24 protein-coding genes are annotated in these 25,663 nt (G+C 71.6%); 6 read left to right on the top strand and 18 right to left on the bottom strand.

The genetic code is table 11. The features are described 5' to 3' along the window. The coding region (locus tag Ade02nite_RS43715; protein WP_203777044.1) for an SDR family NAD(P)-dependent oxidoreductase at window positions 1-827 on the bottom strand (827 nt) is incomplete at its 3' end. Between the two features lie 61 nt (window positions 828-888). Between Ade02nite_RS43715 and Ade02nite_RS43710 the strand changes: the two genes are divergently transcribed. After that, window positions 889-1,836, top strand: a complete 948-nt coding sequence (locus Ade02nite_RS43710; protein WP_203777042.1) for a Dyp-type peroxidase — start codon at window positions 889-891, stop codon at window positions 1,834-1,836. Here the strand turns inward: Ade02nite_RS43710 and Ade02nite_RS43705 are convergent. Further along, entirely contained in the window at window positions 1,825-2,448 is a 624-nt protein-coding gene (locus tag Ade02nite_RS43705) for an HAD-IA family hydrolase (protein ID WP_239169484.1), read from the bottom strand. The two genes, Ade02nite_RS43710 and Ade02nite_RS43705, sit on opposite strands and share 12 nt — an antisense overlap. A gap of 280 nt (window positions 2,449-2,728) precedes the next feature. On the opposite strand from Ade02nite_RS43705, the gene Ade02nite_RS43700 reads away from it, so the two are divergent. Continuing rightward, window positions 2,729-3,688 (top strand): hypothetical protein, encoded by a 960-nt coding sequence (locus tag Ade02nite_RS43700; protein ID WP_203777041.1) that lies wholly within the window; start codon window positions 2,729-2,731, stop codon window positions 3,686-3,688. A 132-nt stretch (window positions 3,689-3,820) separates the two neighbouring features. On the opposite strand, the gene Ade02nite_RS43695 is transcribed toward Ade02nite_RS43700, so the two are convergent. Both Ade02nite_RS43695 and Ade02nite_RS43690 read right to left on the bottom strand, forming a co-directional pair. Beyond that, the gene (locus Ade02nite_RS43695; RefSeq protein WP_203777039.1) at window positions 3,821-4,594 is read right to left on the bottom strand and encodes an SGNH/GDSL hydrolase family protein; all 774 of its coding nucleotides are present in this window, start codon (window positions 4,592-4,594) and stop codon (window positions 3,821-3,823) included. A 136-nt stretch (window positions 4,595-4,730) separates the two neighbouring features. Then, window positions 4,731-6,011 (bottom strand): NAD(P)/FAD-dependent oxidoreductase, encoded by a 1,281-nt coding sequence (locus Ade02nite_RS43690; RefSeq protein WP_203777037.1) that lies wholly within the window; start codon window positions 6,009-6,011, stop codon window positions 4,731-4,733. 314 nt (window positions 6,012-6,325) lie between these two features. On the opposite strand from Ade02nite_RS43690, the gene Ade02nite_RS43685 reads away from it, so the two are divergent. Next, complete coding sequence (locus Ade02nite_RS43685; RefSeq protein WP_203777035.1) at window positions 6,326-6,844, top strand: SigE family RNA polymerase sigma factor; 519 nt, start codon at window positions 6,326-6,328, stop codon at window positions 6,842-6,844. Beyond that, window positions 6,841-8,040: a TolB family protein gene (locus Ade02nite_RS43680; RefSeq protein WP_203777033.1), complete on the top strand. Its 1,200-nt coding sequence runs from the start codon at window positions 6,841-6,843 to the stop codon at window positions 8,038-8,040. The genes Ade02nite_RS43685 and Ade02nite_RS43680 overlap by 4 nt, the downstream gene beginning before the upstream one ends. Before the next feature lie 4 nt (window positions 8,041-8,044). On the opposite strand, the gene Ade02nite_RS43675 is transcribed toward Ade02nite_RS43680, so the two are convergent. The 6 genes from Ade02nite_RS43675 to Ade02nite_RS43650 form a co-directional block, all read right to left on the bottom strand. Beyond that, window positions 8,045-8,692 (bottom strand): tetratricopeptide repeat protein, encoded by a 648-nt coding sequence (locus tag Ade02nite_RS43675; RefSeq protein WP_203777031.1) that lies wholly within the window; start codon window positions 8,690-8,692, stop codon window positions 8,045-8,047. A gap of 19 nt (window positions 8,693-8,711) precedes the next feature. Beyond that, window positions 8,712-9,950: a tetratricopeptide repeat protein gene (locus Ade02nite_RS43670; protein ID WP_203777029.1), complete on the bottom strand. Its 1,239-nt coding sequence runs from the start codon at window positions 9,948-9,950 to the stop codon at window positions 8,712-8,714. Further along, window positions 9,947-10,891: a cyclase family protein gene (locus tag Ade02nite_RS43665; RefSeq protein ID WP_203777027.1), complete on the bottom strand. Its 945-nt coding sequence runs from the start codon at window positions 10,889-10,891 to the stop codon at window positions 9,947-9,949. The genes Ade02nite_RS43670 and Ade02nite_RS43665 overlap by 4 nt, the downstream gene beginning before the upstream one ends. 10 nt (window positions 10,892-10,901) lie before the next feature. Continuing rightward, entirely contained in the window at window positions 10,902-11,489 is a 588-nt protein-coding gene (locus tag Ade02nite_RS43660) for a TMEM165/GDT1 family protein (protein ID WP_203777025.1), read from the bottom strand. A 225-nt stretch (window positions 11,490-11,714) separates the two neighbouring features. Then, complete coding sequence (locus tag Ade02nite_RS43655; protein ID WP_379038473.1) at window positions 11,715-13,283, bottom strand: alpha/beta hydrolase; 1,569 nt, start codon at window positions 13,281-13,283, stop codon at window positions 11,715-11,717. A 393-nt stretch (window positions 13,284-13,676) separates the two neighbouring features. Then, window positions 13,677-14,906 carry an MFS transporter gene (locus tag Ade02nite_RS43650; RefSeq protein ID WP_203777022.1) on the bottom strand — a complete coding sequence of 410 codons (1,230 nt, stop codon included), beginning with the start codon at window positions 14,904-14,906 and terminating at the stop codon, window positions 13,677-13,679. A gap of 81 nt (window positions 14,907-14,987) precedes the next feature. Between Ade02nite_RS43650 and Ade02nite_RS43645 the strand changes: the two genes are divergently transcribed. Then, window positions 14,988-15,572, top strand: coding sequence for a TetR/AcrR family transcriptional regulator (locus tag Ade02nite_RS43645; protein ID WP_203777020.1), 585 nt, complete (start codon window positions 14,988-14,990; stop codon window positions 15,570-15,572). 127 nt (window positions 15,573-15,699) lie between these two features. On the opposite strand, the gene Ade02nite_RS43640 is transcribed toward Ade02nite_RS43645, so the two are convergent. Continuing rightward, window positions 15,700-17,568, bottom strand: coding sequence for an MFS transporter (locus tag Ade02nite_RS43640; protein WP_203777018.1), 1,869 nt, complete (start codon window positions 17,566-17,568; stop codon window positions 15,700-15,702). Window positions 17,569-17,728: 160 nt separating this feature from the next. On the opposite strand from Ade02nite_RS43640, the gene Ade02nite_RS43635 reads away from it, so the two are divergent. Continuing rightward, window positions 17,729-18,256 carry a hypothetical protein gene (locus tag Ade02nite_RS43635; RefSeq protein ID WP_203777016.1) on the top strand — a complete coding sequence of 176 codons (528 nt, stop codon included), beginning with the start codon at window positions 17,729-17,731 and terminating at the stop codon, window positions 18,254-18,256. 79 nt (window positions 18,257-18,335) lie between these two features. Here Ade02nite_RS43635 and Ade02nite_RS43630 read toward each other — a convergent pair whose 3' ends face one another. The 7 genes from Ade02nite_RS43630 to Ade02nite_RS43595 all read right to left on the bottom strand — a co-directional run bounded on the left by Ade02nite_RS43630 (window position 18,336) and on the right by Ade02nite_RS43595 (window position 25,518). Then, window positions 18,336-18,641: a hypothetical protein gene (locus Ade02nite_RS43630; RefSeq protein WP_203777014.1), complete on the bottom strand. Its 306-nt coding sequence runs from the start codon at window positions 18,639-18,641 to the stop codon at window positions 18,336-18,338. A gap of 388 nt (window positions 18,642-19,029) precedes the next feature. Next, window positions 19,030-20,550, bottom strand: coding sequence for an APC family permease (locus Ade02nite_RS43620; protein ID WP_239169483.1), 1,521 nt, complete (start codon window positions 20,548-20,550; stop codon window positions 19,030-19,032). A gap of 94 nt (window positions 20,551-20,644) precedes the next feature. Continuing rightward, entirely contained in the window at window positions 20,645-21,634 is a 990-nt protein-coding gene (locus tag Ade02nite_RS43615) for a zinc-dependent alcohol dehydrogenase family protein (protein WP_203777010.1), read from the bottom strand. Next, the gene (locus Ade02nite_RS43610; RefSeq protein ID WP_203777008.1) at window positions 21,631-22,431 is read right to left on the bottom strand and encodes a carbohydrate ABC transporter permease; all 801 of its coding nucleotides are present in this window, start codon (window positions 22,429-22,431) and stop codon (window positions 21,631-21,633) included. The genes Ade02nite_RS43615 and Ade02nite_RS43610 overlap by 4 nt, the downstream gene beginning before the upstream one ends. Then, complete coding sequence (locus tag Ade02nite_RS43605) at window positions 22,428-23,357, bottom strand: carbohydrate ABC transporter permease (RefSeq protein WP_203777006.1); 930 nt, start codon at window positions 23,355-23,357, stop codon at window positions 22,428-22,430. Before Ade02nite_RS43605 ends, Ade02nite_RS43610 begins: the two co-directional genes overlap by 4 nt. Next, window positions 23,357-24,706: an ABC transporter substrate-binding protein gene (locus Ade02nite_RS43600; RefSeq protein WP_203777004.1), complete on the bottom strand. Its 1,350-nt coding sequence runs from the start codon at window positions 24,704-24,706 to the stop codon at window positions 23,357-23,359. Before Ade02nite_RS43600 ends, Ade02nite_RS43605 begins: the two co-directional genes overlap by 1 nt. Window positions 24,707-24,756: 50 nt before the next feature. Continuing rightward, window positions 24,757-25,518 carry a DeoR/GlpR family DNA-binding transcription regulator gene (locus Ade02nite_RS43595; RefSeq protein WP_203777002.1) on the bottom strand — a complete coding sequence of 254 codons (762 nt, stop codon included), beginning with the start codon at window positions 25,516-25,518 and terminating at the stop codon, window positions 24,757-24,759. Window positions 25,519-25,663: the final 145 nt, after the last annotated feature.

Here is a 25,663-nt window from a genome sequence, read left to right as displayed (position 1 = left end):
CTGAGGCGCCTGCCGGCTCGTTGCGTGATCTTCCAGTAGCGGGTCGGGGTGAGCCGGGCCAGCACGTCCGCGGCCCGCGCCACCCCGCCGATCACCAGGCGCGGGCGGCGGCGCTGGATCGCGGCGACGATCTGCCGGGCCGCCTCCTCCGCCGGCATGGTCAGCGCCCGCTCGGCGAACCGCTTCGCCTGGGACGCCTGCTCGCCGCCCGGATCGCCGGCACTGAGCCGCGCGTTCGCCGCGATGCTCGTCTTGATGCCGCCAGGGTGCACCACGGTCACCCCCACGCCCCGCGGCTCCAGCTCGTTGCGCAGCGCGTCGGTGAACCCCCGCACGGCGAACTTGCTGGTCACGTACGCCACCTGACCGGCCGGGGCGATCAGCCCGAAGAGGCTGGAGACGTTGACGACGTGCGAGCCGGGCCGGGCCAGCAGCTGCGGCAGGAACGCCTTGGTCATCCGCACCACCGCGTGCAGGTTGATCTCGAGCAGCCAGTCGAAGTCGGCCATGCTGTTCTGCTCGAACGTGCCCATCAGCGTCACGCCCGCGTTGTTGACCAGCAGGTCGACCCCGCCGTGGCGCGCCCCCACCTCGGCCGCCAGATCGGCCCGGTCGCCACCGTCACTCAGATCGATCTCGTACGCCGACACGTCGGCGGCCCCGAGCTCGCGCGCCGGCTCCGCCACCCGCGCCATGCCGTCGGCGTCCCGGTCCACCAGCACCAGCACGGCCCTGCGGCGCGCCAGCTCCAGCGCGAGCGCCGCCCCGATCCCACTCGCCGCCCCCGTGACGACGCAGGTCCGCCCGGCAAACGCGAAGGGCCGCATCACACGTCACGCCGATCACTCATGCGTCCATTATCGGGTGACGGTCCGTAGGCTGCTGACCATGACAGCGCCCCGTTCCGTCGCTCCCACGGTCGAATCGCAGGCCGTGCTCGCGCCGCTCACCGACGCGGCCATCTTCCTGGTGATGACCGTCCGGCCCGGCGGCGAGCAGGCCGTCCGCGACCTGCTCGAGGACGTGAGCGGGCTCCAGCGCACGGTCGGCTTCCGGCTGCCCGCCGCCAAGCTGTCCTGCGTCACCGGCATCGGCTCCGACCTGTGGGACCGGCTGTTCCCCGGCGGCCCCCGCCCGGCCGAGCTGCACCGCTTCCGCTCCTGGAAGGGCCCGCGCCACGTCGCGCCCTCCACCCCCGGCGACCTGCTCTTCCACCTGCGCGCCGGGCAGATGGACGTGTGCTTCGAGATGGCCGCCAAGATCGCGCAGCGGCTGGCGGGCGCCGCGGACGTGGTCGACGAGACCCACGGCTTCAAGTACTTCGACGAGCGCGACCTGCTCGGCTTCGTCGACGGCACGGAGAACCCGACCGGCCACGCCGCCGAGCGGGCCGTCCTGGTCGGCGACGAGGACCCGGCCTTCGCCGGCGGCAGCTACGTCATGGTGCAGAAGTACGTGCACGACCTGGCGGCCTGGAACGCGCTGAAGGTCGAGGACCAGGAGGCGGCGATCGGGCGCACCAAGCTCGACAACGTCGAGATCGAGGACAAGGCGCCCAACTCGCACGTCGCCCTCAACACCGTCGACGACCCGGACGGCAACGAGCTCAAGATCCTGCGGGACAACATGCCGTTCGGCTCGATCAAGGAGGGCCAGTTCGGGACCTACTACATCGCGTACGCGGCCACGCCCGACGTCCCCGAGCTGATGCTGCGCCGCATGTTCCTCGGCGAGCCGTACGGCAACTACGACCGGATCCTCGACTTCTCGACCGCGATGACCGGTTCGCTGTTCTACGTCCCCACCGCCGACTTCCTCGACGACCTACCCGCGTAGGAAGGCGGCCAGGTCGGCCAGCGACCCCAGGCGCAGGTCGCCGTCGAGCCCGCGCAGCGCCGCCGTGCGCGCCCCGGCGGCCCGCGCGGCCTGCAGACCCACCTCGGCGTCCTCCACCACGACACAGCCGGCCGGGTCCACGCCGAGCAGCTCGGCCGCGCGCAGATAGCCCTCCGGGTCGGGCTTGCCGGCGGCGATGTCGTCGGTCGTCACCAGCACCGGCGCCACGATGCCGGCCGCGCCCAGCCGAGCCTTGGCCAGCCGGGTGTCGGCGCTGGTCACCACGGCCCACGGCAACCCACGCTCGGCGAGCACGCCGAGCGCCTCGAAGGCACCCGGCGTCGCGGTGACATCGCTGAGGTCGTCGTACTGAAGCTCCAGCTGACGCGCCGAGGCGACGACGATCGCGCCCTCGTCCAGGTGGGGCAGGAGCTTGCGCACGGTGCTCGCGCTGGGGCTGCCGTGCGCCATCTCGTACGCCTCATGGCCGTCCACGCCGTATTCCGCCGCCCAGGCCAGCCAGGACCGCTCCACCGCCCCGTCCGAGGCGACCAGGGTGCCGTCCATGTCGAAGAGCACAGCACGCACTTCGTCCGGGTTGATACGGGGCACCTAAAACCTCCACAGGCCGTCCATAGTCACGTTGGTCAGTGTCCTTGGTAGCGCACGAGCGAACCGAGGGAGAACCGAGACGATGACCGTTCACGACCATTCCACCCGTTCGTCCGCCGAGCCCCCGCGGAGTTGGCCGCCCGTTGACCCGGCCGCACTGCCCGCCCCCGACGATAGGCCGAGCTCCGCAGACGATCACGCGGGGTTCGCGGGTCCCACAGCCTCCTATCCGGCGACGTCACACCTGGACGAGCAGCCCCCGACCGCAGCGTTCCCCAGCGTGCCGCCCACCGGCGAACCCTTCCCGACGCCTGCGCCGGCCGCGCGGGATGGGCTTGCGTCCTTCTCCGGCCCCAGCTTCGCGGTCGCCCCGCGCGACGGCTCGGCGGGCGGCGCCCCGCCCACCTGGACCCCGCCCGAGGACAACGGGGGCGGCGGCGACCGCCCCGGCGGCCGCAAGAACGCCAAGCTGGCCGCCGCGGGCGCTCTCGTCGCCGTGGCCGTGGCCAGCGCCGGCATCACCGCCGGCGTGATGGCCGCGACCGACGGCTCCTCGTCCACCACCCAGACCGGCCCGGGCGGCGGCGCCGGCCAGCAGGGCGGCGGCTTTCCCGGCGGCAACGGCACCTTCGGCGGCGGCCGCGGAACCCTCGACGGCGCGGGCGCCTCCACCGCCCTCCACGGCGAATACGTCATCTCCGACGGCAACGGCGGCTACACCACCCAGCTCACCCAGACCGGCACGGTGTCCGCCATCAGCAGCAGCTCCATCACGGTCAAGAGCACCGACGGCTACAGCCAGACCTACGTGATCACCAGCTCCACCACCGTCGACAACGGCGCCGACCAGATCTCCGAGGTCGCCACCGGCCACACCGTCCGCGTCATCGCCACCACCGCCGACTCCAAGTCCACCGCCACGTCGATCACCGACACGAACCTGGCCTCGACCGGCACCGCTCAGCAAGGAACCCAGCAGGGCGGCACCACGCAGCAGGACGGCACTCAACAGGGCGGCCAGGCCCCTGGCGGCATGCAGGGCGGTCTTCCCGGCGGCGGTCAGCTCCCCCAGGGCAACGGCCAGGCACCCACCGGCACTCAGGACGGCGCAGCCACCGGCACCGGGGTGACCGGCACCGGCACCGCTGACACCGGCGCGACAGGCACCGGCACCGCCGGTACAGGGGCGACAGGCACCAGCACGGCCGGCACCGGCGTCACGGGAACGACCGGCACCTGATCCGGAAGCACCGGCCCGCCCAACCACCGCTCAAAGTCCCGCCCTCCCAGGGGGCGCCCGGCCACGCAAGTGCCGGACGAGACGGGGACCTCGCGGCTCAGCACACGCGAGCTCCCCGTCCCGTCCCCACCGTCAGCGCCCCACCAGCGCCCTACCCACCGCAGGCAGATACCCGTCGCTGTAACCACCCGCCGTCGGATGGAACGGCGCCTGCGCCGCCGGCCCGCCCAGCCACGGGTCGTTGCCGCACAGACCATGCCCAGCAAAGGCCGGCCGCACGTCCGCGAAGCGAATGCCGGCCCGCGCCGCCCGCTGGCGGATCTTTGCGTCGAGCACGTCGACCGCCGAGTTGAGGGCCGTCCGCTTGGTCAGGCTCGCCGGCACCGTGGCGCAGTCGGGCGTCGTCTCGAAGAAGTGCGCGTACCCGGTCGCCACGACGGTCGCGTGCGGGGCGCGCTTCTTGATCGTGCGGTAGACGGTGTCCAGGCGGCCCGGCAGGGTTTCCGCCGTGAACTTCTCGGCGGCCGCCACGACCGTCGCGCAATCCGCGTCGGTGCCCTGGAGGCAGGTGGCGAGGCCGGAGCTGAAGCCCAGGTCGTTGCCGCCCACCGTCACCGTCACGAGCCGGGTGTGGCGGTCGAGGTTGCCGAGCTGGGTGGCGAGCACGTCGGCCGTGGTGGCGCCGCTGCACGCGTCGTAGTGGAACGTCGTGGCGCCGAGCCGGCCGGCGAGCAGCGGCGGGTAGCCGCCCGTTCCGCGCAGGCAGGTCGGGTCCGTGTACGGCGGAGCGCCCACCCCGGCCGCGTATGAGTCACCCAGGGCCACATAGGCCTTTCCAGGCGTGGCGGCCTGGGCGGCGGCGGGCGCGAGCACGGCCGCGGCCACCGCGGTGGCTACTGCGATCAATCGACGACGAAGCACGAAAGAACACCTCTCTGACGGATCTTCCGCGCCGTCAGACGGGCCGATCGCCCTGGAGTTCATTCGTTCCCGCAGCGAGCTCACCCTGAAGGGCCGAGCGGTCATCGTCCCCCGACGACGCTCAGGCGGCCGAGCTGTCCAGCGGCACGGAGGCGCCGCGCACCAGGCCCAGCTGGACGCCCTGGCGTGGGAGCAGCGCGTCGAGCACCCAGTCGGCCGCGACGCGGACGCGGTTGCCGGGCATGGAGAGCAGGTGGTATCCGCGGGTGACCACCTTGGCCGGCAGGCCGGAGAGCGGCACACCGATCGGGTTGGCCGCGGCGTCGAAGCCGCCGAGGTCCACCACGAAACCGAGATCGTTGTGCTTGTACGGGCGGCGGCGGCCCGTGCCGTACGAGGCGGCGATGTTCTTGGCGGCCGCGACGCCCTGGCGGGTCGCGTGTTGCGCGGTCATGCCGGTGAACTCGCCGGGGCGGGTCAGGTCGGGCACCGCGGCCGCGTCGCCGATCGCGTAGACGTCGGGGTGGCCGGGCACCGTGAGGAACTCGTCGACCACCAGGCGGCCGTGCTCGATGGGCAGGCCCAGCTCGGCCACCAGCGGGTCGGGCCGCACGCCGACGCACCAGATCAGCGACTTGGTGGGCACGTACTCGCCCGTCGACAGGTGCACACCGTCCTCGGTGGCCTGCTTGACGCTCGTCCGCATGAGCACCTCGACGCCCCGCTCGCGCAACACCGCGTCGGACGCGTCGGCGAGCCGGCTGTCCAAGGAGGGCAGCACCCGGTCGGCCGTGTCGAGGAGCAGCCAGCGCACCCGGCCCTGAAGCTCGGGGCGCGCCTTGACCAGCGCGTCGGTGTAGAGGACGCCCTGCGCCGCCACCTCGGTGCCGGTGTAGCCGGCGCCGACCACGACGAACGTGCTGCGCGCGTCGCGCTCGGCCGGGTCGTCGGTGCCCGCGGCCATCTCGATCTGGCGGATGATGTGGTCGCGCAGGTAGAGCGCCTCGGAGACGCCGCGGAAGCCGTGCGCGTACTCGCTGACGCCGGGCACCGGCAGCAGCTTGTTGACGCTGCCCGCGGCGATCACCAGGCGGTGGTAGCCGATCGTGGCCGTGCCGCCGTCGGGGTCGCGATAGGACACCGTGCGCGCGTCGAAGTCGAATCCGTCGACCTCGCCGAGGATCAGCCTGGCGTCGGGCAGGGTCGCGGCGAGCGACACGGTCACCCGGCGCGGCTCGAGGATGCCGGCCGCGACCTCGGGCAGCAGCGGCAGGTAGAGGAAGTAGTCCGTCGGGTTGATGACGACGATCTCGGCGCCGCCGCGGGACAGCTTGCTGAGCTCGCGGGCCGCCGTGAACCCGGCGAAGCCGGCTCCGACGATCACGATGCGTGGGCGTGCCATGCGGGTCCTTCCGTCATGGGCGCCGGCGCGCCCGCGAACCGACCGATGCCCTGTCGACGCTACCGAAAACCCGTTTGGCCAGGGATGTGAGTGGCGTGACAAGGACTGCCCGATCGGCGGAGGCGGATTTAGGCCGAACGGACGTCATCCGGGCATCGGCGTCCGCGCGTCCTCCCATGCGCCGAACGGTGCCCACACGGGGAGGCACCGCGCGGTGCGGGGAAGAGGGGGAAGACGTGACGACCGAGGGCGCGGTGGTTGAGCCGCCTCGGTACGCTCACGTCTCCCTCGTCTCCTCGATCGGACAGCCTTGGATGGACGCCCGTGAGGCCGACTACGCACACTTCGTCCGCACGCGGACACATGCGTTGTTGCGCTCGGCGTACCTTTTGACCGGGGATCAACACTTAGCCGAGGATCTGGTGCAGGAGGCGCTCGCCCGCACCCACCGGGCCTGGCAGCGGCTGGAGCGGCCGGAGAACGCGGAGGCGTACTGCCGCAAGGTCATGTACCACGCGCAGGTGTCGTTCTGGCGGCGCCCGAGGGTCGCCGAGGTCATGCCGGCCGACTTCGAGCCCGACCGCCGCCGCGGCGCCGACGACCCTGCCGACGAGACGGTCCAGCGGGTGATGCTGCGCCGCGCGCTGCTCATGCTGAGCGCGCGCCAGCGTGCCGTGATCGTGCTGCGCTTCTTCGAGGACCACACCGAGGTCGAGGCCGCCCAGTTGCTCGGCGTCTCGGTCGGCACGGTGAAGACGCAGACCGCGCGCGCCCTCGACCGGCTGCGCACGCTGGTGCCCGACATCCAGATGCTGGCGGAGGGCGGGCGGTGAACGGCGACCACGACCGGCTCCGCGAGTCGCTGCGCGACCTCGCCGACGTCGCCGAGCCCACCGACCTGTACGAGCGCGCGGTGCGCCGCTCCCGCCGGATCGCTCGCCGCGAGGCCGCCGTCGGCGCCACCGCCGCGGTGGTGGTGCTCGCCGCGCTGGGCAGCGGGCTCTGGCGGTTGCCGCAGGCGGCGCGGGACGAGCCGCCCGCGTCCGCGGCGGTGGCCCCGTCGAGCGAGGCTCCCACGCTCGCCCCGTCCTGGTCGGCGACCACCGAGACGCGGCCCCTGCCGACGGCGGTTCCCACCACAAAGGTCGCCGAGATCCGCCCGCCCTACCGGGGCAGCCGCCCGAAGGCCCGGGCCACCACCGCGACGCCGCTGTCGCGGACCATCGCCGACCTGCCGGGCCACGCGTTCTACCGCGAGGGCGGGACGGTGGTGAAGCTCTCCCCTTCGGACGGTGCGACCCAGACGGTGCTGCGGGACGCGACCTCGGCGGTGGGCGTCTCCCCCGATGGCTCGCGCATCGCGTACGAGGTCGACGGGTCCTTGATGGTCGGTCCCACCACGCCGGACGCCACCGCGCAGCAGGTCGCCACCGGGGTGACCGCCCCCGATCAGGCGCCGGCCTGGTCACCCACGGGAGACCGGCTGCTGGTCACCCTCGAACGGCCGGGCGTGCTCGACCTCGCCTCCGGCGAGATCACCCCGTTACCCGAGGGCCTCACCGCCGGGCAGCATTTCCGCTGGTCGGGCGACGGCAGCAAGCTGGTGTACGCGACGGCGCACTGCGGCCTGGAGATCGCCGGCACCGAGGACCAGTCGGGCACCGTGGTGCCGGTGCTCGGCGACACGCAACCCGCCGACAACCCGGACGGGCTGGCCGCGTGCAAGCCCACCAGCGTGGACGCGACCGGCCAGCGGGTGACAGTGCCGTTGCAGACCACCGGCGAGACCGCCGCCGGCACCGACGCGGCCGACGCCGTGGTCGACACGGCCACCGGCGATCTCGTGCAGCTGCCGGTCACCGGCTCGGTGGTCGGCACGGTGTTCGACGCGGAGGGCAACCTGCTGGTGCGCACCCGCCAGGACGACGTCACCAAGCTGTGGCTCTTCGGCCCGGACAACACGCTCGAGGTGCAGGCCACCGAGCCGGCGTCCGTGCGCGACTTCGAACTGATCGCCTACACGGGGTAGGCCCTCAGCCCTTACGGCCGAAGAGCCGCCAGCCCTTCTTCCTCGCCGGGGCCTCGCGCTCGGCCTCGCCGTTGAGCACCGCGAGCCGGTGCTGGGCCACCGGGTTCTCCGGCTCCATCCGCAGCGAGGTGAGCAGCGCCTGCCGGGCCTGGTCGACGTGCCCCATGGCCTCCAGCGCGACGCCGTGCGTGAAGTAGTAGTGCGCCTCGGTGGGGTCGAGGCCGATGGCCGTACGGGCGGCCTGCTCGGCGTCGGCGATGTGCCGCTCGGCCGAGAGCAGCGCCCAGGCGACCCGGTCGTGCCAGAGCGCGTTGCGCGGGTCGGCGATGACGGCCCGGTAGGCCATGGTGACCGCTTCCTCGTGCCGGCCCAGCAGGGTGAGGGCGCGGCTGGCCAGCGCGAGCGACCGCGGCTCGCCCTGGTTCAGGCCGATCGCGTGGTCGGCCGCGTCGAGGGCGCCCGCGGCGTCGTCCAGGGCGAGCCGCAGCCGCGCCATCAGGATCCAGCCCTCGATCGTGCCGGGGTCGGCGGCCAGCACCGGCCTCAGGACGCCCACCGCCTGCTCGAGGTCGAGCTGCTCGAAGAGGGTGGCGGCCCGCGCCACGCCTACCTCGGTGGGCCCGCCGAAGGCATGCTGGAGGTCCGGGGTCACATGGGCATGATCGGCAGATTCAGCTCGTTGATGAGACTTTTCGCTTTCGTCTGACGATGGTGGCGAGCGCGAGGCCCGCGCAGACGTACAGCCCCAGCCCGATGCCGAGCAGCATCCAGTCGCCGGCGCCGATCAGGCAGAGCGTGCCGATCACCGAGCAGCCCACGATGATGATCCACAACGTCGGCCCGCTGAGCCCGCGCGGCACCGGGATGCCGGCCGCGCGCACGTGCGCGTTCGACGCCGAGACGGTCAGCAGCCGGGCCGCGAAGCCACCGCCCGCCGCCAGGCCCAGCAGCCAGCCCATCCACGACCGGGGCGCGACCGTCGCCGTCAGCAGCAGCGCGATGCTCACCGCGGCCAGCACGGCCGCCACGCGCTGCCGGCCGTAGGCGAGGACCGTGATCAGGTACGTCCGCAGGCCGCGATCCAGGCGCGACACGAAGTAGCCGGCGACACCGATCGGGACGAGGGCCGCCGCGGCCGCGAGGAGCCGCGCGCCCTGCTCCGAGAAGTCGAGAACCCGCCACCCGATGTACGCGAGCAGGGCCAGCACGATCGCCGTGTAGACCAGGAACCGCTGGAGCGCCACGTCCAGCATGAACTTGCTCGCCTGCTGCCCCGGGTCGGCGCGCAGGGCCCCGGCCAGGCCGCTCGCCCCACGGGCCAGCCGGCCCAGCGCGAACGGGTTGCGGTGCACCACGTCCAGGGTGGCGAGCTCGTGCTGGGCGACCGCGTTGTCCGGCTCCAGGGCCAGCGCGTCCCGCAGCGCCTGCCGCGCCCGGTCGGTGTAGTCGAGCTGCTTCATCACCATCGCGTACGTGATGCGGAAGTCGGCCTCGTGCGGGTCGAGCTCCACGGCCCGGCGGGCGGCGTGCTCGGCCTCCACCGTCCGGCGCCCCTCGCCGAGCAGCGCCCACGCCACCCGGTTGTGCCGGTATGCGTTCTCCGGCTCGAGCCGTGCCGCCGCCTGCGCCACCGCGACCGCCTCGCCGTGCCGGTCGAGCCCGCTCAAGGCCCGGCTCAGCGCGCCGAGCGCCTCGGCCGACTCGGGCGCCGCGACCACGGCTCGGTGCGCCACCTCGTGGGCGAGGTCCGGCTTCTTGAGCGCGAGCTGGGTGTGGGTCATCAGCACCAGAGCGCGCACGTTGTCCGGCTCCGCGGCCAGCACCGGGCCGAGCAGGTCCGCCGCGCCGGCCGCGTCGCCCCGCTGGAACTGCGCGGCGGCCCGGGCTATCGAGGTGGCGGTGTCGTTCATTGCGGGAGCCAGCCCGCCGAGCGCGTGTGGTCGTGCGGCTCGTGGAACGGCACCTGCGCGTACGCCCGCACCGGGAACGTGCCCATCGCGGTGACGCGCGGCGGGGCGGCCGTGAACCGGGCGCCCCGCGGCGGCAGATTCTCCAGGCCGGTGAGGTGCTCGACGATCGGGATGTTCGCGGCGAGCAGCACGGTGTGCGCGGGCCGCTCCCCGGCGCTCGCCGCCGAGGAGTCGTCGAGGTTGACCGAGTCGATGCCGACCAGGGCGGCGCCGCGCTCGACCAGCAGCGCGGCGGCCTCACCGGTCAGGTAGGGCGCGTCCTGGGCGTACGCCGGGGTGCCCCAATGGCGGTCGTGGCCGGTGTGCAGCAGCACCGCGTGGCCGGCGACGGTGAGCGGCTCCAGGTCGTCGGTGGTGATCGCCCGGCGGCCGCCGCCGACCGCGCGGACCACCACGGCGGGCAGGTCGGCGAGGCGCTCCAGGGGCATCCCGGCGAGGTCGGTGCCGCCCTCGTACCGGTGCCGTGGTGTGTCCAGGTAGGTGCCGGTCTGGCCGACCATCTCGATCCGCTCCATGCTGAACGAGGTGCCCTCGGCGTAGCGCGACCGCGAGTCCTCCCAGGTCAGGTGCGCGGAGATGACCAGCGCGGGCAGATCCGGGTAGGTCGTCATCCCGGCCTGGATGACGTGGCTCAGCTCGACGAAGGTGGTGCGCGGCGGGCCGGGCTCCCCGGCGACCGGGGGCTTCTCGCCGAAGACGCGCACGGCGGTGAGCTCGACCCGCTCGACGTCGCGCAGGCCGAGCGACCGTACGAGAATCGCCTCGATCTCGGCCGTGGTCACGTCGGCGTGCGGCACGTCCACGCGCAGGCCCTCGGCCCGCAGACCGCCGCCGGTGGTGAGGGTCACGGCGGCGGTGACTTCCGCCCGGTACTGGAGCACGGCCCATCCCCTATCGCAGCTCGATGATCGCTTCCACGATCAACCAGATGCCGAAGATAGCGAAGAGCGCGGCGGCACCGTACTTGATGACCTTTTCGGGCAAGTGGCGACCGAGCATCCGGCCCACCAGGATCGCGAGCGCGTCCGCGGCGACCATGCCGACCGTCGAGCCCAGCCAGGTGCCGAACCAACCGTGCTGGGTGGCCAGCGTGATGGTGGCGAGCATGGTCTTGTCACCCAGCTCGGCCAGGAAGAACGCGCCGCCGACCGCGAAGATCGCCGATTTGGTGGTGCGCTCGGCCTTGTTCTTCTCCTCCTCGGTCAGCGCGTCCCCGCGCAGGGTCCAGGCGCCGAAGACCAGGAACGCCAGGCCGGCGACGAGTGAGATCCATCCCGTCGGGAGGGTCGCGCCGAGGCCGTAGCCGATGCCGACCGACACGGCGTGCACCACGGCAGTGGCCACGGTGATGCCGATCAGCACCGGCACCGGCTTGAAACGGGTCGCGAAGGTCAGCGCCATGAGCTGCGACTTGTCGCCCAGCTCGGCCACGAAGATGACCACGAAACTGATCGCCAGGGCGGCGAGGAAACCATCCAAGGTAGTGCTCCCGGTTTATCTCGGACCGGGAGGAAGTGCGCACGGGCGACCTCGACCCGGCCGCGCGTACACAGCCAGATCGAAGGTCTCGCTCGCCCCGAGAGGCCGCGCGGCCGGACCAGAAGGTCAGTATGTCGACCGCGACATTGGGAGCTACTCCCCTTCGCACTTCAGAGCATAGGCCACGGCCCCGCGCTTCGAGGCGGGGCCGTGGCCTATCTCATCTCATCGCTCGCGGATCAGGTCGAGCCTTTCCTGGTACGCCGGCGCGCGCTTGGCGGCCGGCGCGGCGCTCGGCTCCGGCGGGTCGATCGGCTCGCAGCGCTTGTCCGAGCGCTCGCCCTTGAGCCGCTCGGGCAGCTCACCGGTGGCCAGGTAGGCGGCAACCGTGTTGTCGACGCACTTGTTGCCGAACAGCGACCCCGAGTGCGTGGTGCCGCCGACGCCCTCGACCAGCACCGAGCGCGGGAACCGCTTGCGCACCTCGAGGCTGCCGGTGAACGGGGTGGCCGCGTCCAGCGTCTCGCTGATCAGCAGGATCGGCGGCACCGTCTCGCCCGACACGGTCGCCGGGACGCCGGGCTTCGCGGCCCACGACCGGCACGGCGCGTTGTACCAGGCATTGCCCCACGTCTCGAACGGCGCCCGGCGGTGCACCTCCCAGTTGTCCGAGGTCCACTTGGCCCAGCTCCGCGGCCACGGGGCGTCCGTGCACTGGGTGGCCAGGTAGATGGCGTACCCGTTGTCCCCGCCCTCGGTCTGCGGGTTGTTGTCGTCGTACAGCTTGCGCAGCCCCGACGCGTCACGCTTGTGCACCCAGCGGCTGAACGCCTCGGCGATCTGCGCCCAGCCGAAGACGTAGTAGCCGGCCTGGAGGAATACGTCGGTCAGCTCGGACGGCCCGATCACCCCGCCGGCCGGCTTCGCGGTCACCCGGCGCTGCTCGGCGTCGAACCGCTTCTGCACCTCACGGGCCGTACGGCCGAGCTTGTAGACCTTGTCGTTCTTGGCCACCCAGCCGAAGTAGACCTTGATGTTCTTGTCGAACGCGAGATCCTGGTCGAGGTTCGAGTCGTACCAGACCCGCGCCGGGTTGACGTTGCCGTCGAGCACCATCCGCCGCACCCGGTCCGGATAGCGGGTGGCATAGACCTGGCCCAGATACGTGCCGTACGAGAACCCGTAGAAGTTGATCTGCCGCTCGCCCAGGGCCTGCCGCAGCTGGTCCATGTCCTGCACGGTGTCCAGCGTCTTGAGATGGTTCAGCAGCTTGCCGCCGGCCCGCGCGCAGTCCTTGGCATACTGCTCGGCCCGCCGCAGCCATGTCGCCTCGATCTCGGCGCTGGTCGGCACGTAGGGCGGCCGGTTGTAGCCCGCGTAGTCGCTGTCGCAGCTCAGCGCCGGCCTGCTCTCCCCCACCCCGCGGGGGTCAAAGCCGATCCAGTCGTACGCCGCGCCGGCCTTGCCGGGCACCAGCGACCCGAGAATCGACAGCATCCGCCCCTTGCCACCCGGCCCACCCGGGTTGACCAGCACGACGCCCTGGTACTTGCTCTCCGGCACCGTGTGCTTGACCCGGGAGACGGCGATCTGAACGGTCGCCCCACGCGGCCGCTTGTAGTCCATCGGCACGGTCAGGAAGCCACACTCCGCCTTACGAGCCGAGAGCGTCGCGTCGGTGCACGGCTTCCACTTGATCGCCCGAGCGGCCCGTGCGTACCCGCTCGCCACGTCCCGCTCACCGGCTCGGGCCGCGATCCCCGCGCCGCGCTCACCGGCCCGCGTGTCCGTCACTGCGCCGCGCTCGCCGGTCCGGGCGGCACCCGCCCCGGCGCCATGCTCATCAGCCCGGGCCGCACTCGCCGCAAGCCCGCTCCCCGCCACAGCGATCGTCGTGGCCGCCGCCAGAAGTCTTCTCATGCCTGCCTCTCGTGTCCGGTTCGCCCCAATATGCTGCGGCGTGGGCGGCCACATGAGGACCGTCCACGCCGGGACACCACGAAAGAAACGTCCGACCGGCCGAGCGCGCCTCCCTCCACCGGACAGCCACGACCGGCGAGCTCGGTTATCCCCAGTGCGGGTTATCCACAGGACGATGCACGCGATCTCGCAGATTCGGCGAGAATGGCTCGCCGGCCCTGCTGGTGGGGGTCCCCCTTGGGAGGGCGGGGTCGTGGGTGGCCGGGGTCAGGCCGTCGCCGCGCGGCGGCTGCGCAACCGCTGGGCGACCAGGGCCAGCGCTCCCAGCACGGCCACCACCACGCCGTAGGCCACCGCCGTCACTTGCAACCCCGCCGACGTCGCCGCGAAGCCCGCGATCACCGCCGGCACGCTGAAGGCGATGTACGCGATCACCAGCGCGACCGCCAGCAGCTCGCCCCGCTCGTGCGGGTCGGCCAGGAGCGCAAGCGTGCCGAAGGAAGCAAGCGCCGACGCGCCGAAGCCGACTCCCGAGATCACCGTGCCGACGGCCGCGATCACGACCTGGTCGGCCTCGACACCGGCGACGCTGATGACGGCGCCGACGGTCAGCAGGCTGGCGGCGATGGCCAGCACGCGCGGGGTGGGCAGACCGCGCAGCGCGTACGAGGTGAGCGCGCCCGTGCCGCACAGCAGCGTGACCACCAGGCCGCCGATCAGGTGGCTGCCGAGGCCGAAGACGCCGGCCGCCACCGAGGGGCCGAGCGAGAGGTAGAGGCCACCGATGGCCCAGCTCGCCACGATGATCGGGACGAGGGCGAAGACGTCGGCGCGCAGCCGTGCGGGAATGCCGAGCTTGGGAGCCAGCGAGGCGGCGGCGCCGGGCCGGCGGGCGGAGGTCTCGGGAAGGCGCAGCACGACGAGGCCGGCGATCACCATGGCGCCGAGCAGCAGGGCCCAGACGAAGTGGGTGGGTGCGGGCGCGTACTGCACCAGGGCGCCGGCGCCGAGCGCGCCGAAGGCCAGCCCGGCGCTGGGGATGATGCCGTTTACCAGGCCGGCGCGGCCGGGGGCGTGCGGCGGGTTGAGGTCGACCAGCGCGGCGCCGAGCGTGGTCATGGCCGCGCCGGTGGCGATGCCCTGGAGGAAGCGGGCGACGCTCAGCACGGCCACGTCGCCGGCGGTCAGGAAGAGGACCAGCGCGACGACTTCGAGGCCGATCGCGGCGGCCAGCACCGGGCGGCGGCCCAGGTGATCGGAGAGCGCGCCGAGGGTGAGCAGGGCGCCGACCAGGCCGACCACGTAGATCGCGAAGACGACCGTGAGCGTGGTCGCCGAGAAGCCCCACAGGTGCTGGTAGACGACGTAGAGCGGAGACGGCGCCGCGGACGCCGACGTGAAGGTCAGGAAGATCGCGGCGATCGCCGCGAAGGCGAGCGGCCGGGAGAAGTGGCGGCTGCGCACGAGAGCGGGGGGCGCGTCGGCTACGGCGGTCATGGGACTTCCTTACGGATACTGAACAGACAGGTCTGTCTGACCGCACGAGAGTAGACAGATCTGTCTGGTATCGTCAACGGCATGTCCGCCGCGTCACTCACCACCCCGCGCAAGCCCTCCGCGCGGGATCGGCTCCTCGCAGCCGCCGACGAGCTCTTCTACGCAGAGGGCATCCACACCGTCGGCATCGACCGCGTCATCGAGCGGGCCGGCGTCGCCAAGGCATCGCTCTACAGCACCTTCGGCAGCAAGGACGAGCTGGTCCGCGCCTACCTCGAGGGCCGCCACGAGCTCCGCCGCACGCGCCTCCTCAAGGGCCTGGAGCGGTACGAGGACCCGCGCGACCGCGTCCTCGGCGTCTTCGAGGTGCTCGACGAGCTGGCCGGCACCCCGGGCTTCCGCGGCTGCGCCTTTTACAACGCCAGCGCCGAGGGCACCCCCGGCGGCCCGGTCCAGGAGGTCTCCGACGCCACCCGCGCCTGGACCCGGGGCCTCTTCGTCGAACTGGCCCGCGACGCCGGCGCCAAGGATCCCCACGCCCTCGCCGACCAGCTGACGGTCCTCTACGACGGCGCCTCCGTCGGCGCCAAGATGGACCGCCCGTCGATGGCCCCCCAGGTAGCCCGCGACATGGCCGAGATCCTCCTCAACGCCGCCACCGCCTGACGTCTGCCAGGCCTCGTGGGCGCGCCGAACGCCGGAACGCCTCTCCTCCACTGCGACCCTCAAAGCTGCCCGATCTTTTGGATTCGGACGGCTCGAGGTGCGCAACCACCATCTGGCCGGCAAGGAGCTAGAGGCCCGGCGAAGCGGTGCCGCCGGCCGAACTCGCAGGACCGGAAGGCGCGGCGGCACCCGGCGAGCGGGAGGGCCCAGCGGCAGGTTCGGTGAGCGGCTCCGCCACCGCCGTCGCCGGGTTGAGGGGCTGGGCTTCCGCGAACTCGGCCTGGACCTCGGCCTCATGGGCGACGAAAGGGGCGACGGACGAGTCGGCCGCGGGCTGGGCCGGCACCGGCTTGCCGCGCAGCAGGGAGGCCAGGGCGCCCACCACCGACATCGCGATCGCCAGCCAGAAGACGATCACCAGGCCGTCGTGGAAGGGGCCGGAGATGAGCTGGGGGAAGAAGTCCAGCCCGGTCAGGCGGGACGCGTTCTCGGGCGGCAGGGCGCTCAGCGTCTGCCGGCCGAGCAGCTCGCCGATCGGGTTGTAGCCGAGGAACGCCGCGAAGAGGGTGCCCACCGGCGGGGTCGCGGCCACCGACGCGGCCGTGTCCGCCGGGACGCCCTGGGCCACCAGGCCGCTGTTCAGGGTGCTCGGCAGCGAGGATGCCAGACCGGCCACCATCAGCGAGAAGAAGACGCCGATGGAGAGCACCTGGCCCGCGTTCTGGAAGGTCGCCCGCATGCCGGAGGCCGCGCCGCGCATGGTGGCCGGCACGCTCGACATGACCAGTGAGGTGTTCGGCGCCGCGAAGAGGCCGCCGCCCAGGCCGTTCACGAAGATCAGCACGGCGAACACCGCGTAGTTGAAGTTGCTCGGCACCAGCAGCAGGCCGGCGAAGGACACCGCCATCACGAGCAGGCCGCCGGTGGCGAACGGGCGCGGGCCGAACTTGTCGGACAGGGTGCCGGCGAGCGGGCCGGCGGCCAGGAAGCCGATCGTCAGCGGGACCAGGTAGATGCCGGCCCACAGCGGGGTGGACTCGTAGTCGTACCCGTGCTGGGGCAGCCAGATGCCCTGGAGCCAGATGATCAGCATGAACTGGAGACCGCCGCGGGCGATGCTGGCCAGCAGGTTGGCCAGGTTGCCGCTGAGGAACGACAGGTTCCGGAAGAGCCCGAGCGGGAACATCGGCTCGGCCACCCGGGTCTCGATCAGGCCGAAGACCACGAGCACCAGCGCGCCGCCGATCAGCCCGGCCAGCACCCACGGGTTCGTCCAGCCCATGGTGTGCCCGCCGTACGGCTGGATCCCGTACGTGATCGCCGCCAGGACGGCCGTGAGCCCGGCCGCGAAGGTCGCGTTGCCCCACCAGTCGATCTTCGCTTTGCGGCGGACGCCGGTGTCGCGCAGGGAGCGGTACGCCCAGACGGTGCCGAGCACGCCCAGCGGGATGTTGACCCAGAAGACCGAGCGCCAGTCCCATTCGGCGAGCACGCCACCCGCGACCAGGCCGATGAACGAGCCGGCCAGCGCCGAGACGATGTTGACGCCGAGCGCCATGCCGCGCTGCTTCGCCGGGAAGGCGTCCGTGATGATCGCCGCGGAGTTGGCCATCAGCATCGCGCCGCCTATCGCCTGCACCACGCGCCAGCCGATGAGCCAGAGGGCGCCGCCACCGCCGTCGAACGGGTCGAGCGACAGAACGATCGACGTGAGCGTGAAGATGGCGAAGCCGGCGTTGTAGATGCGCACCCGGCCGTACATGTCGCCGAGCCGGCCCAGCGTGACCACCAGGACCGCGGTGACCAGCATGTAGCCGATCAGCATCCACAGCAGGTAGCTGACGTTGTCGGGCTCGAGCGGGTTGATGTCGATGCCCTTGAAGATCGCCGGCAGCGAGATCAGCACGATCGACGAGTTGATCGTCGCCAGCAGGGTTCCGAGGGTGGTGTTCGACAGCGCGACCCACTTGTAACGCGGGTGATCAACGGTCAGCACAGCTGATTTATATCACCGGATTATGGACTGCCGCCCGGCGAGTGATCCAGCGCTCACATCGCCGAAAAGCCTTAACCCGAAGGTCACAAATTCGCAATTCGCCCGTACGTGCACGGCAGTCCGACAAGCCGCGGACCGTCCGGAATGTCACCATGCAGGTATGGGTGAGCAGACACTCTGCACGGCTCGAGACTCCTGGCTGCACCCCCACCTGGGCGCCACCACCACCGGAGGCCCGGCCCCGCGCGAGTACGTGGTCGCCCTGCGCCACGTGGCCCTGACACTCGACGCGGACCCGCGCTGGCGCTCCTGGTGGCGGCAGTCCGGCCTGTCCGCCTGCGAGCTCGGCATCGTCGCCGAGGGCCCGCTCGACCATCCCCGGCCGAGCGCCGACATCCGCCGCCTCGACGACCGCCTCCAGGCCAACTTCACCTGCGCGCTGCCCGCCCGCGGCCCGGCGCCGCACGAGGGCATCGAGCTGGCCACCCGCACCGCGGCCGGCGAGATCCGCGCGATGTTCGAGGTGATCCGCCAGGCCCTGACCCTGCCGGCGCTGCCGCCCACGCCCCCGGTGCCGAGCCTGCCGGCCGACGTCCCCGACGTCCCGGTGACCACCAAGCACCTGCCCGAGGCCCCCGACGACCCGGATCACCTCACGCTGGCCCAGATCCAGGAGTTCTTCGCCTAGGGCCTCACTTGGTGAGGGGCGCCGGTCACGGCGGTTGCGGCTGAGCCGCGGTCCCACCCGAAGAGGAGCGTGCCGAGCTCTAATAGGTCAGGGCTACCAGGTCGCGGAGCTGGGCCAGCGCGTCCCGCTTCGCCGGGCCCTCCGGGAGCTCCTGCTGGGCCGCGACGACCAAACCCGAGCGCAGCAGGGCGTAGATCTCGCGCTGCCCCTCCTCCGGCAGGTCGGGGATCCAGAGGCTACCGAGATTCTCCGCGACCACCATGCGGAGCCAGTCGGCCGTCTTGGGGTCGTCGATCCTCGGAATGAGGTATTCCAGCGTCCATTCGAAGAGGCCACCCGTCGACTGCCAGTCGACGCCCGGCCGGACCATGATGAGAGCCGCCATTGACGCCGCCCCAGGATGAACACGCGCGGTGCCAGTCCGCGCTCCGCGACGAATCGTTCCACTCGGGCCACCTGCTCCGGGGTGAAGCGTGAGACATCCACCGGAACGAGGTCGGCCTTCTTGAGGTGCAGCACGATCTGCAACGAGAATCGCGCCCATTGCTGGTCGAACCTGTGGGCCGCGAACGGTCCCACGGCGTCGTAGGAGAGTCCCCGCTCGTCGACCCAGTCGGCCCGGCAGCCGGGCGCGGCCCGGGTCAGCCGGACACCGAGCTCGGTCTCGATGCGCAGGGCCGTCTCGCTTTCGTTGGGCCGGTATCGGCCGGTCGCCGGGTCCATGCCGAGCGCGCGAACTCTTCGCAGCTCTCGCAGGCGGCCCGGCGCGACCATCAGCGGTTCACCCGCTCCGGGCGGTGCGCGCCGGGTTGCCGTTCGTCCGACGGCTCCCGCGGCGCGGGCAGCGCGGGCACCACCACCACGCCCCGCCCGATCGCCTCGTATATCTCCGGCCGGAGGCGCCGCAGCAGCAGCGCGTGCAGCGCGCCCGCGATCGCCACGAGGGCCACCCCCACCGGCACGATCCACCGCAGCGCCGAGGAGCCCGGCACCCCGAGCAGCGGCCCCAGCTCCCGGACCGTCAGGTAGCCGATCACGCCGAGCGCCACTGTGGACAGAAGCGGGGCGGCGAAGCGGCTCCACGCGCCTTCCCCGTCCGGCACCTGGTTGAGGTGCAGCAGCGCCGCCAGCGACGTGCCGACCAGCAGGACCAGCACGCCGAGCGCACCGGCGACCAACAGCCGGCGCCCGAGGACGGCGACGTCCGAGACCCCGATGGCGTACGCCGCCAGCAGCGCGACGCCCGCCGCGAGCGACTGCACCAGCGACGCGTTGCGCGGTGCCCAGGTGCGCACCGCCGTCCGGCTCAGCCCGGACGGCAGCACCCTTTCCCGGCCGAGCGCGAACAGATAGCGGGCGATCGTGTGGTGCAGCGCCAGCATCGCCGCGAGCAGCCCGGTGAGCAGCATCAGCCGGCCGAGGGTGACCGCCCAGGGCGCCAGCCGGGCCGCCGCGAGGTCGAAGAGCAGTTCGGAACCGCGCTCCCGGGCGAGGGCCGCGATCTGCCCGGTGCCGGCGGCGACCGCGAGCGACCACGACGCACCGGCGAGCAGCAGCGTGACCGCGAGCACCGTGCCGTACGCGGCGTTGCCGGGGTCCCGGCGCGGCCGGATCGCCTCCTCCGCGTACGCCCCCGAGGTCTCGAAGCCGGCGAACGCGAGCAGCGCCACGGCGAGCAGCAACCCGAGCACCGGCATGTCCACACCGGACGGCGCGATGGTCGCGGCGGTGCGCCCGCCCGCTACCGGGTCGATCGCGTTGGCCACGGCGAACCCGGTGACGACCGCGCCCTCGGCGAGGACCAGCAGCGCGATCAGCCCGCTGCTCACCTCGACCCGGATCGTGCCGCAGAGCGTGATGACCAGCCAGCAGCCGGCGGCCACCATCCACCACTGCGCCTCGGCGCCGAGCCAGCTGCGCAGCAGGGGCGCCGCCGCCGCGCCGGTGAGGCCGTAGAGGCCGAGCTGGAGAACCTGGTAGGACGCGACGGCGAGCCAGGCCGCGCCCGCGCCGGCCGGCTTGCCGAGGCCTTTCGCGACGTACGTGTACATCGCGCCGGCGAACGGCGCGCGGTGCGCCATCGCCGCGTATCCGCCGGTGAAGACGATCAGGACGAGGCCGGCGGCGAGGAAGGCGATCGGGACGAGCGGCCCGCCGCCCGTGGCGTAGGCGGCGGGCACCACGTGGACCAGCACGGCGATCGGCGCGGTCGCGGCGAGCGCGAAGAAGGCGACGGCGGCCGCGCCGATGCGGCCGGGGGCGAGGGTGTGCGGCGACTGGTCGGGCGTACCCACGGACCTATTTGATCCTGCGGGGTTGCCGCTTGACAACTAGCCGTAACGGTTCACTCACCAACCGTGGAGAAGGTTGGCACAAACACGCCCTGACCTAGGGTTCGATGAGGATTTTGCGGCCCACACCGGCCCGGAAACGGTCCAAAGCCGACGCATAGGAGTCGAGCGGGAACCTGTCGCTCACGAAGATCGACGGGTCGAGGACGCCGGCGGCCAGCATCTCGCCGGCCCGGTCGAAGCTGTGCAGCACGGCCATCGAGCCGGTGATGGTGATCTCGCGGCGATAGATCTCGTACGGCTCGATCGCCACTCGCGCGCCATAGCCGGCCACCCCGAACTGGAGGAACGTGCCACCGCGCCCGACCCGGCCGAGGCCGTCGCGGATCGCCGCCTCCACGCCCGTGCAGTCGATGACCACGTCGAACCCGCGGGGCGCCTCGATCTCGTCGGCGGACGCGACCGCCGCCGAGCACCCGAGCCGCTTCGCCGTCTCCAGGCGCGCCGGGTTGAGGTCCACAACGGACACCGACTCGGCGCCCGCCCGCTTCGCCAGCTCGAGCATCATGAGGCCCATCGTCCCGGAGCCGTAGATGAGGTACGAGCTGGCCATCGCGCGCGGCAGCACGTCGAAGCCGCGCACCGCGCAGGAGAGCGGCTCGATCAGCGCCGCGTCCCGGGCTGCGAGGTGCGCGGGGAGCTTGAAGAGGTTGGCCATGGGCGCGGCGACGTATTCGGCGGCGCCGCCGCTGACCGTCACCCCGATGGCGCCCCAGTTCTCGCACTGGTTGCCCCGCGCCCGCTTGCAGTAATAGCAGTGCCCGCAGTAGAGCGACGGGTCGACGGCCACCTGGTCACCGACGGCGTAGCCGGTGACCTCGGCGCCGACCGCGACGATCTCGCCGGCGAACTCGTGCCCCGGGACGATCGGGAAGGCGGGCGCGAACTCACCGTCCATGATGTGCAGGTCGGTGCCGCAGATGCCGACCGCGGCCGGCTTCACCACCACCTCGGCAGGACCGGGCGTGGGATCCGCCAACGATGCCAACTCGATCGTCCCGGGGGTGACGACGACGGCTGCTTTCACTTGACGGCTCCCATCGACAGACCACGGACCAACTTGTTCTGCGCCAGCCACCCGGCGATCAGCACCGGCAGCGAGACCAGCGTCGCCGCGGCGCAGAGCCGGGCGAGGAACAGGCCCTCGGAGGAGATGAACCCGACCAGGAAGATCGGCGCGGTGCCCGCGTTCGTCGCGGTCAGGTTCACCGCCAGGAAGAACTCGTTCCAGGCGAAGATGAAGCAGATCAGCGCCGTCGCCGCCAGGCCGGGCGAGACGATCGGCAGGATGATCTTGCGGATGGAGGTGAGCAGGCCGGCGCCGTCCACCTCGCCGGCCTCCAGCACCTCGCGCGGCACCTCCAGCAGGAAGGAGCGCATCATCCAGACCGCGAGCGGCAGGTTCATCGAGGTGTAGAGGACGACCATGGTCCAGATGTTGTCCAGCATGCCGAGGTGCTTGACCAGCAGATACAGCGGCAGCAGCGCGGCCACGGCGGGCATCATCTTGGTGCTGATGAAGAAGAACAGCGTGTCCGTCCATTTCGCGACGGGACGCAGCGAGAGGGCATAGGCGGCCGGGGTCGCGAGCGCGACCACGAAGATCGTCGAGAAGATGCTCGCCATCAGCGAGTTGAGCAGGAACGGCGTGATGTTGCGGTCGAAGACCTGCTCGTACTGCGCGAGGGTCGGGGTGAAGACCCAGCTCGGCGGGTTGCCGGCCGCGGCCTGCTCCTGCTTGAAGCTGGTCAGCACCATCCAGATGACCGGAAAGACGAACACGATCCCGGCGACCCAGGCGACGACTCCCCAGAGGCGTCTCACCGGTGCTCCTCCATCTTGAACAGCGACGAGATGACCCGCAGGGCGAAGGTGGCCACGATGATCGTCAGGATCACCACGATCACGCCGGCCGCCGACGCCTCGCCGTACTCGAACTTGCGGAAGGTGGTCAGATAGATCTCGTACGGCAGGTTGGTCGTGGCCGTGCCGGGACCGCCCTGCGTGATGCTGAATATCGCGTCGAACGTGTTGACCAGGTAGATCGACCCGAGCAGCGCGCCCAGCTCCAGATACTGGCGCAGGTGCGGCAGCGTCATCCGGCGGAAGATCTGCCACGCGTTCGCGCCGTCGACCCGCGCCGCCTCGATCACCTCGTGCGACTGCGACTGGAGGCCGGCCAGCAGGATCAGCATCATGAACGGCGTCCACTGCCAGACCAGCGTGGCGATGACGGCGCCCTTCGGGTACGACGAGATCCAGTCGGTCGAGCCGCCGAAGATGCCGTTGATCAGGCCGTACGCGGGGTTGAAGATCGCGTGTTTCCAGAGCAGCGCCGCGGCGATCGGCATCACCAGGAACGGCGTGATCAGCAGCGTGCGCACCACCGAGCGGCCGAGGAACTTACGGTCGAGCAGCAGGGCCAGCAGCAGCCCCAGGATCATCGAGAAGATCACCGCGCCGGCGGTGAGCAGCACCGTGTTGACCAGCGCCGACCGCAGCCGCGTGTCGGTCAGCACGGTGACGTAGTTGTCCAGCCCCACGAACGGCTTGTCGCCCGGCCGCAGCGCGTTCCAGCTCAGCGTCGACAGGTAGAGCGTGTAGAGGAACGGGATCTGCGTGATGACCAGCGCGAAGATCAGCGCGGGCAGCAGCGGCGCCCGGCGTACCCAGCGATCCTTTGCTCCGCCCCTGGTGGGCAGGACGGGCGGCTGGGTCCGCTCGTCCTGCCGGGCGACCAGGGTGGTCACTACTTGTACTTCTTCGCCACGTCTTCGGCCTGCTTCTGGCCGTCCGCGAGGGCCTTGTCGACCGTGCTGCTGCCGGCGATGGCGGCGCTCACCTCCTGGGACACCTTGGTGCCGAGGTCGGCGAACTCGGGAATGCCGACGAACTGCACGCCCAGCGCCGGCCGCGGCTGCACGCCCGGGTTGGTCGGGTCGGCGTGCTCGATCGAGCCGAGCGTGATGTCGGCGAACGCCTTGGCCGACTCCTTGTACTCCGCAATGCTGTAGGTCGAGGTGCGCTTGCCCGAGGGGATGCGCGACCAGCCGAGCTTCTCGCCGACCAGCTTCTCGTAGTCCTTGCTGGTGGCCCACGAGATGAACTTCCAGGCGGCGTCGGCCTTCTTGGTGGTCTTGGGCATCGCCCACGCCCAGGTCCACAGCCAGCCGGAGTACTCGGTCTTGTTGACCGGGGCGTACGCGTAGCCGACCTTGCCGGCGACCTTGCTGGCGTTCGGGTCCTCCAGCGTGCCGGCGGCCGACGTGGCGTCGTACCACATGGCGGCCTTGCCCTGGCCGAACGTGTTGAGGCACTCGGTGAAGCCGGACTGCGGGGCGCCGGACTGGCCGTGCCTCTTGAGAAGGTCGACGTAGAACTGGGTGGCCTGGGTGAACTCCGGCGAGTTGACCTTCGCGGTCCAGTCCTTCTCGAACCAGGTGCCGCCGTACGTGTTGACGACCGTCGTCAGCGGCGCGAAGAGCTCGCCCCAGCCGGGCAGGCCGCGCAGGCAGATGCCGGCGACGCCCTTGCCCTTGTCGTCGAGCTTCGCGGCGAAGTCGGCCACCTGGGCCCACGTCGGGTGCTCCGGCATGGTCAGGCCCTTGGCCGCGAAGAGCTCCTTGTTGTACATGAGGAACGACGACTCGCCGTAGAACGGTGCCGCGTACATCTTGCCGTCCTCGCCGGTCAGCGAGTCGACCATGGGCTTGAGCAGGTCGGCCGAGTCGTACGCCGCGTCGGCCTGCGCCTGCGTCGACAGCTCGTGCAGCCAGCCGTTCTTGGCCCAGATCGGCACCTCGTACGCGCCGACGGTGGCCACGTCGTACTGCCCGCCCTGGTTCGCGACGTCCTGGGTGACCTTGTCGCGCAGCTCGTTCTCCGGGAGGATCGTGAACTTCACGGTGATCCCGGTCTGCTTGGTGAAGTTCTCGGCGGTCAGCTTCTGGATGTCCTCCATCTGCGGGTTGCCGACCATCAGGGCGGTGATGGTGTTGCCGGCGGCGTCGCCGCCGCTGCCGCCGGTCGAGCCGGCGCCCGAACAGCCGGCGGTGGCCAGCAGCAGGCACGCCGCGGCCAGGGCGAGTTTTCTGGGCATGGTGGATCCTCCGTTTTATGCGAAAACGGCTGCGGATGAGGCGGGGGATTTCAGACCCGAATGACCTGAGGTCCCATTCGGGAATAGCGGTTCGCCTCGGACGCCGGGAGGCCGGTGTCCGTGACCAGTGACTCGAAATCGGATATCTCGGCGAATCGGCAGAACGTGCGCACGCCGAACTTGGTGTGAATACCGACGAAGATGCGGCGCCGCGCGGCGCGCACGGCACGCGCCTTCACGTCCGCCACGGCGGGGTCGGGGGTGGTCAGCCCGACCTCGCGGGAGATGCCGTTGGCCCCGATGAACGCCAGGTCGATGACGAAGCCGGAGACCATGCCGGCCGCCCAGTGGTCGACGGTGGCCAGCGTGCGGCCGCGCACCCGGCCGCCGAGCAGCAGCACCGTGGCCGGGGTGGAGCCGGCCAGCCAGGCCGCGGTGTTGAGCGAGGCGGTCACGACGGTGAGCGGCCGGTCGGTGGGCAGCGCCTCGGCGATCAGCTGCGGGGTGAAACCCTCATCGATGAAGATCGTCTCGGCGTCGCCGATGAGCCCGGCCGCGGCGGCCGCGATCCGCCTTTTCTCCGGGACCCCGCGGACGGTGCGCATCGCGAGGTCGGTCTCGAATTTGGCGGTCTCGACCGGATAGGCGCCGCCGTGCGTCCGGCGGATGAGACCGTGCCTTTCCAGCAGGCGCAGATCGCGGCGGATCGTCTCGGCGCTGACGGAGAGCTCGGCCGCCAGCTTCGCCACCTCGACCTCGCCGTGCCGGCGGGCCAGGGCGACGATCTGGTGCTGCCGCTCATCAGCGTTCATGGCGATATTTGTAACACCGGAGAAACGTGTGTCCGCCATCACAAACTCATCGACTTCGTTGTTTGTTTGCCCGTTCCCTGCCCCGAGCCGGGCGGTACGACTCGGTTTCTAGTCGGACAATTCCGGCAAAACATCTGACCGTTTC

Origin of the sequence: Paractinoplanes deccanensis, from assembly GCF_016862115.1 — a bacterium.
Classification (GTDB): domain Bacteria; phylum Actinomycetota; class Actinomycetes; order Mycobacteriales; family Micromonosporaceae; genus Actinoplanes; species Actinoplanes deccanensis.
The sequence above is the reverse complement of the archived record's forward strand: the minus strand, read 5'-3'. Positions and strand labels throughout refer to the sequence as shown.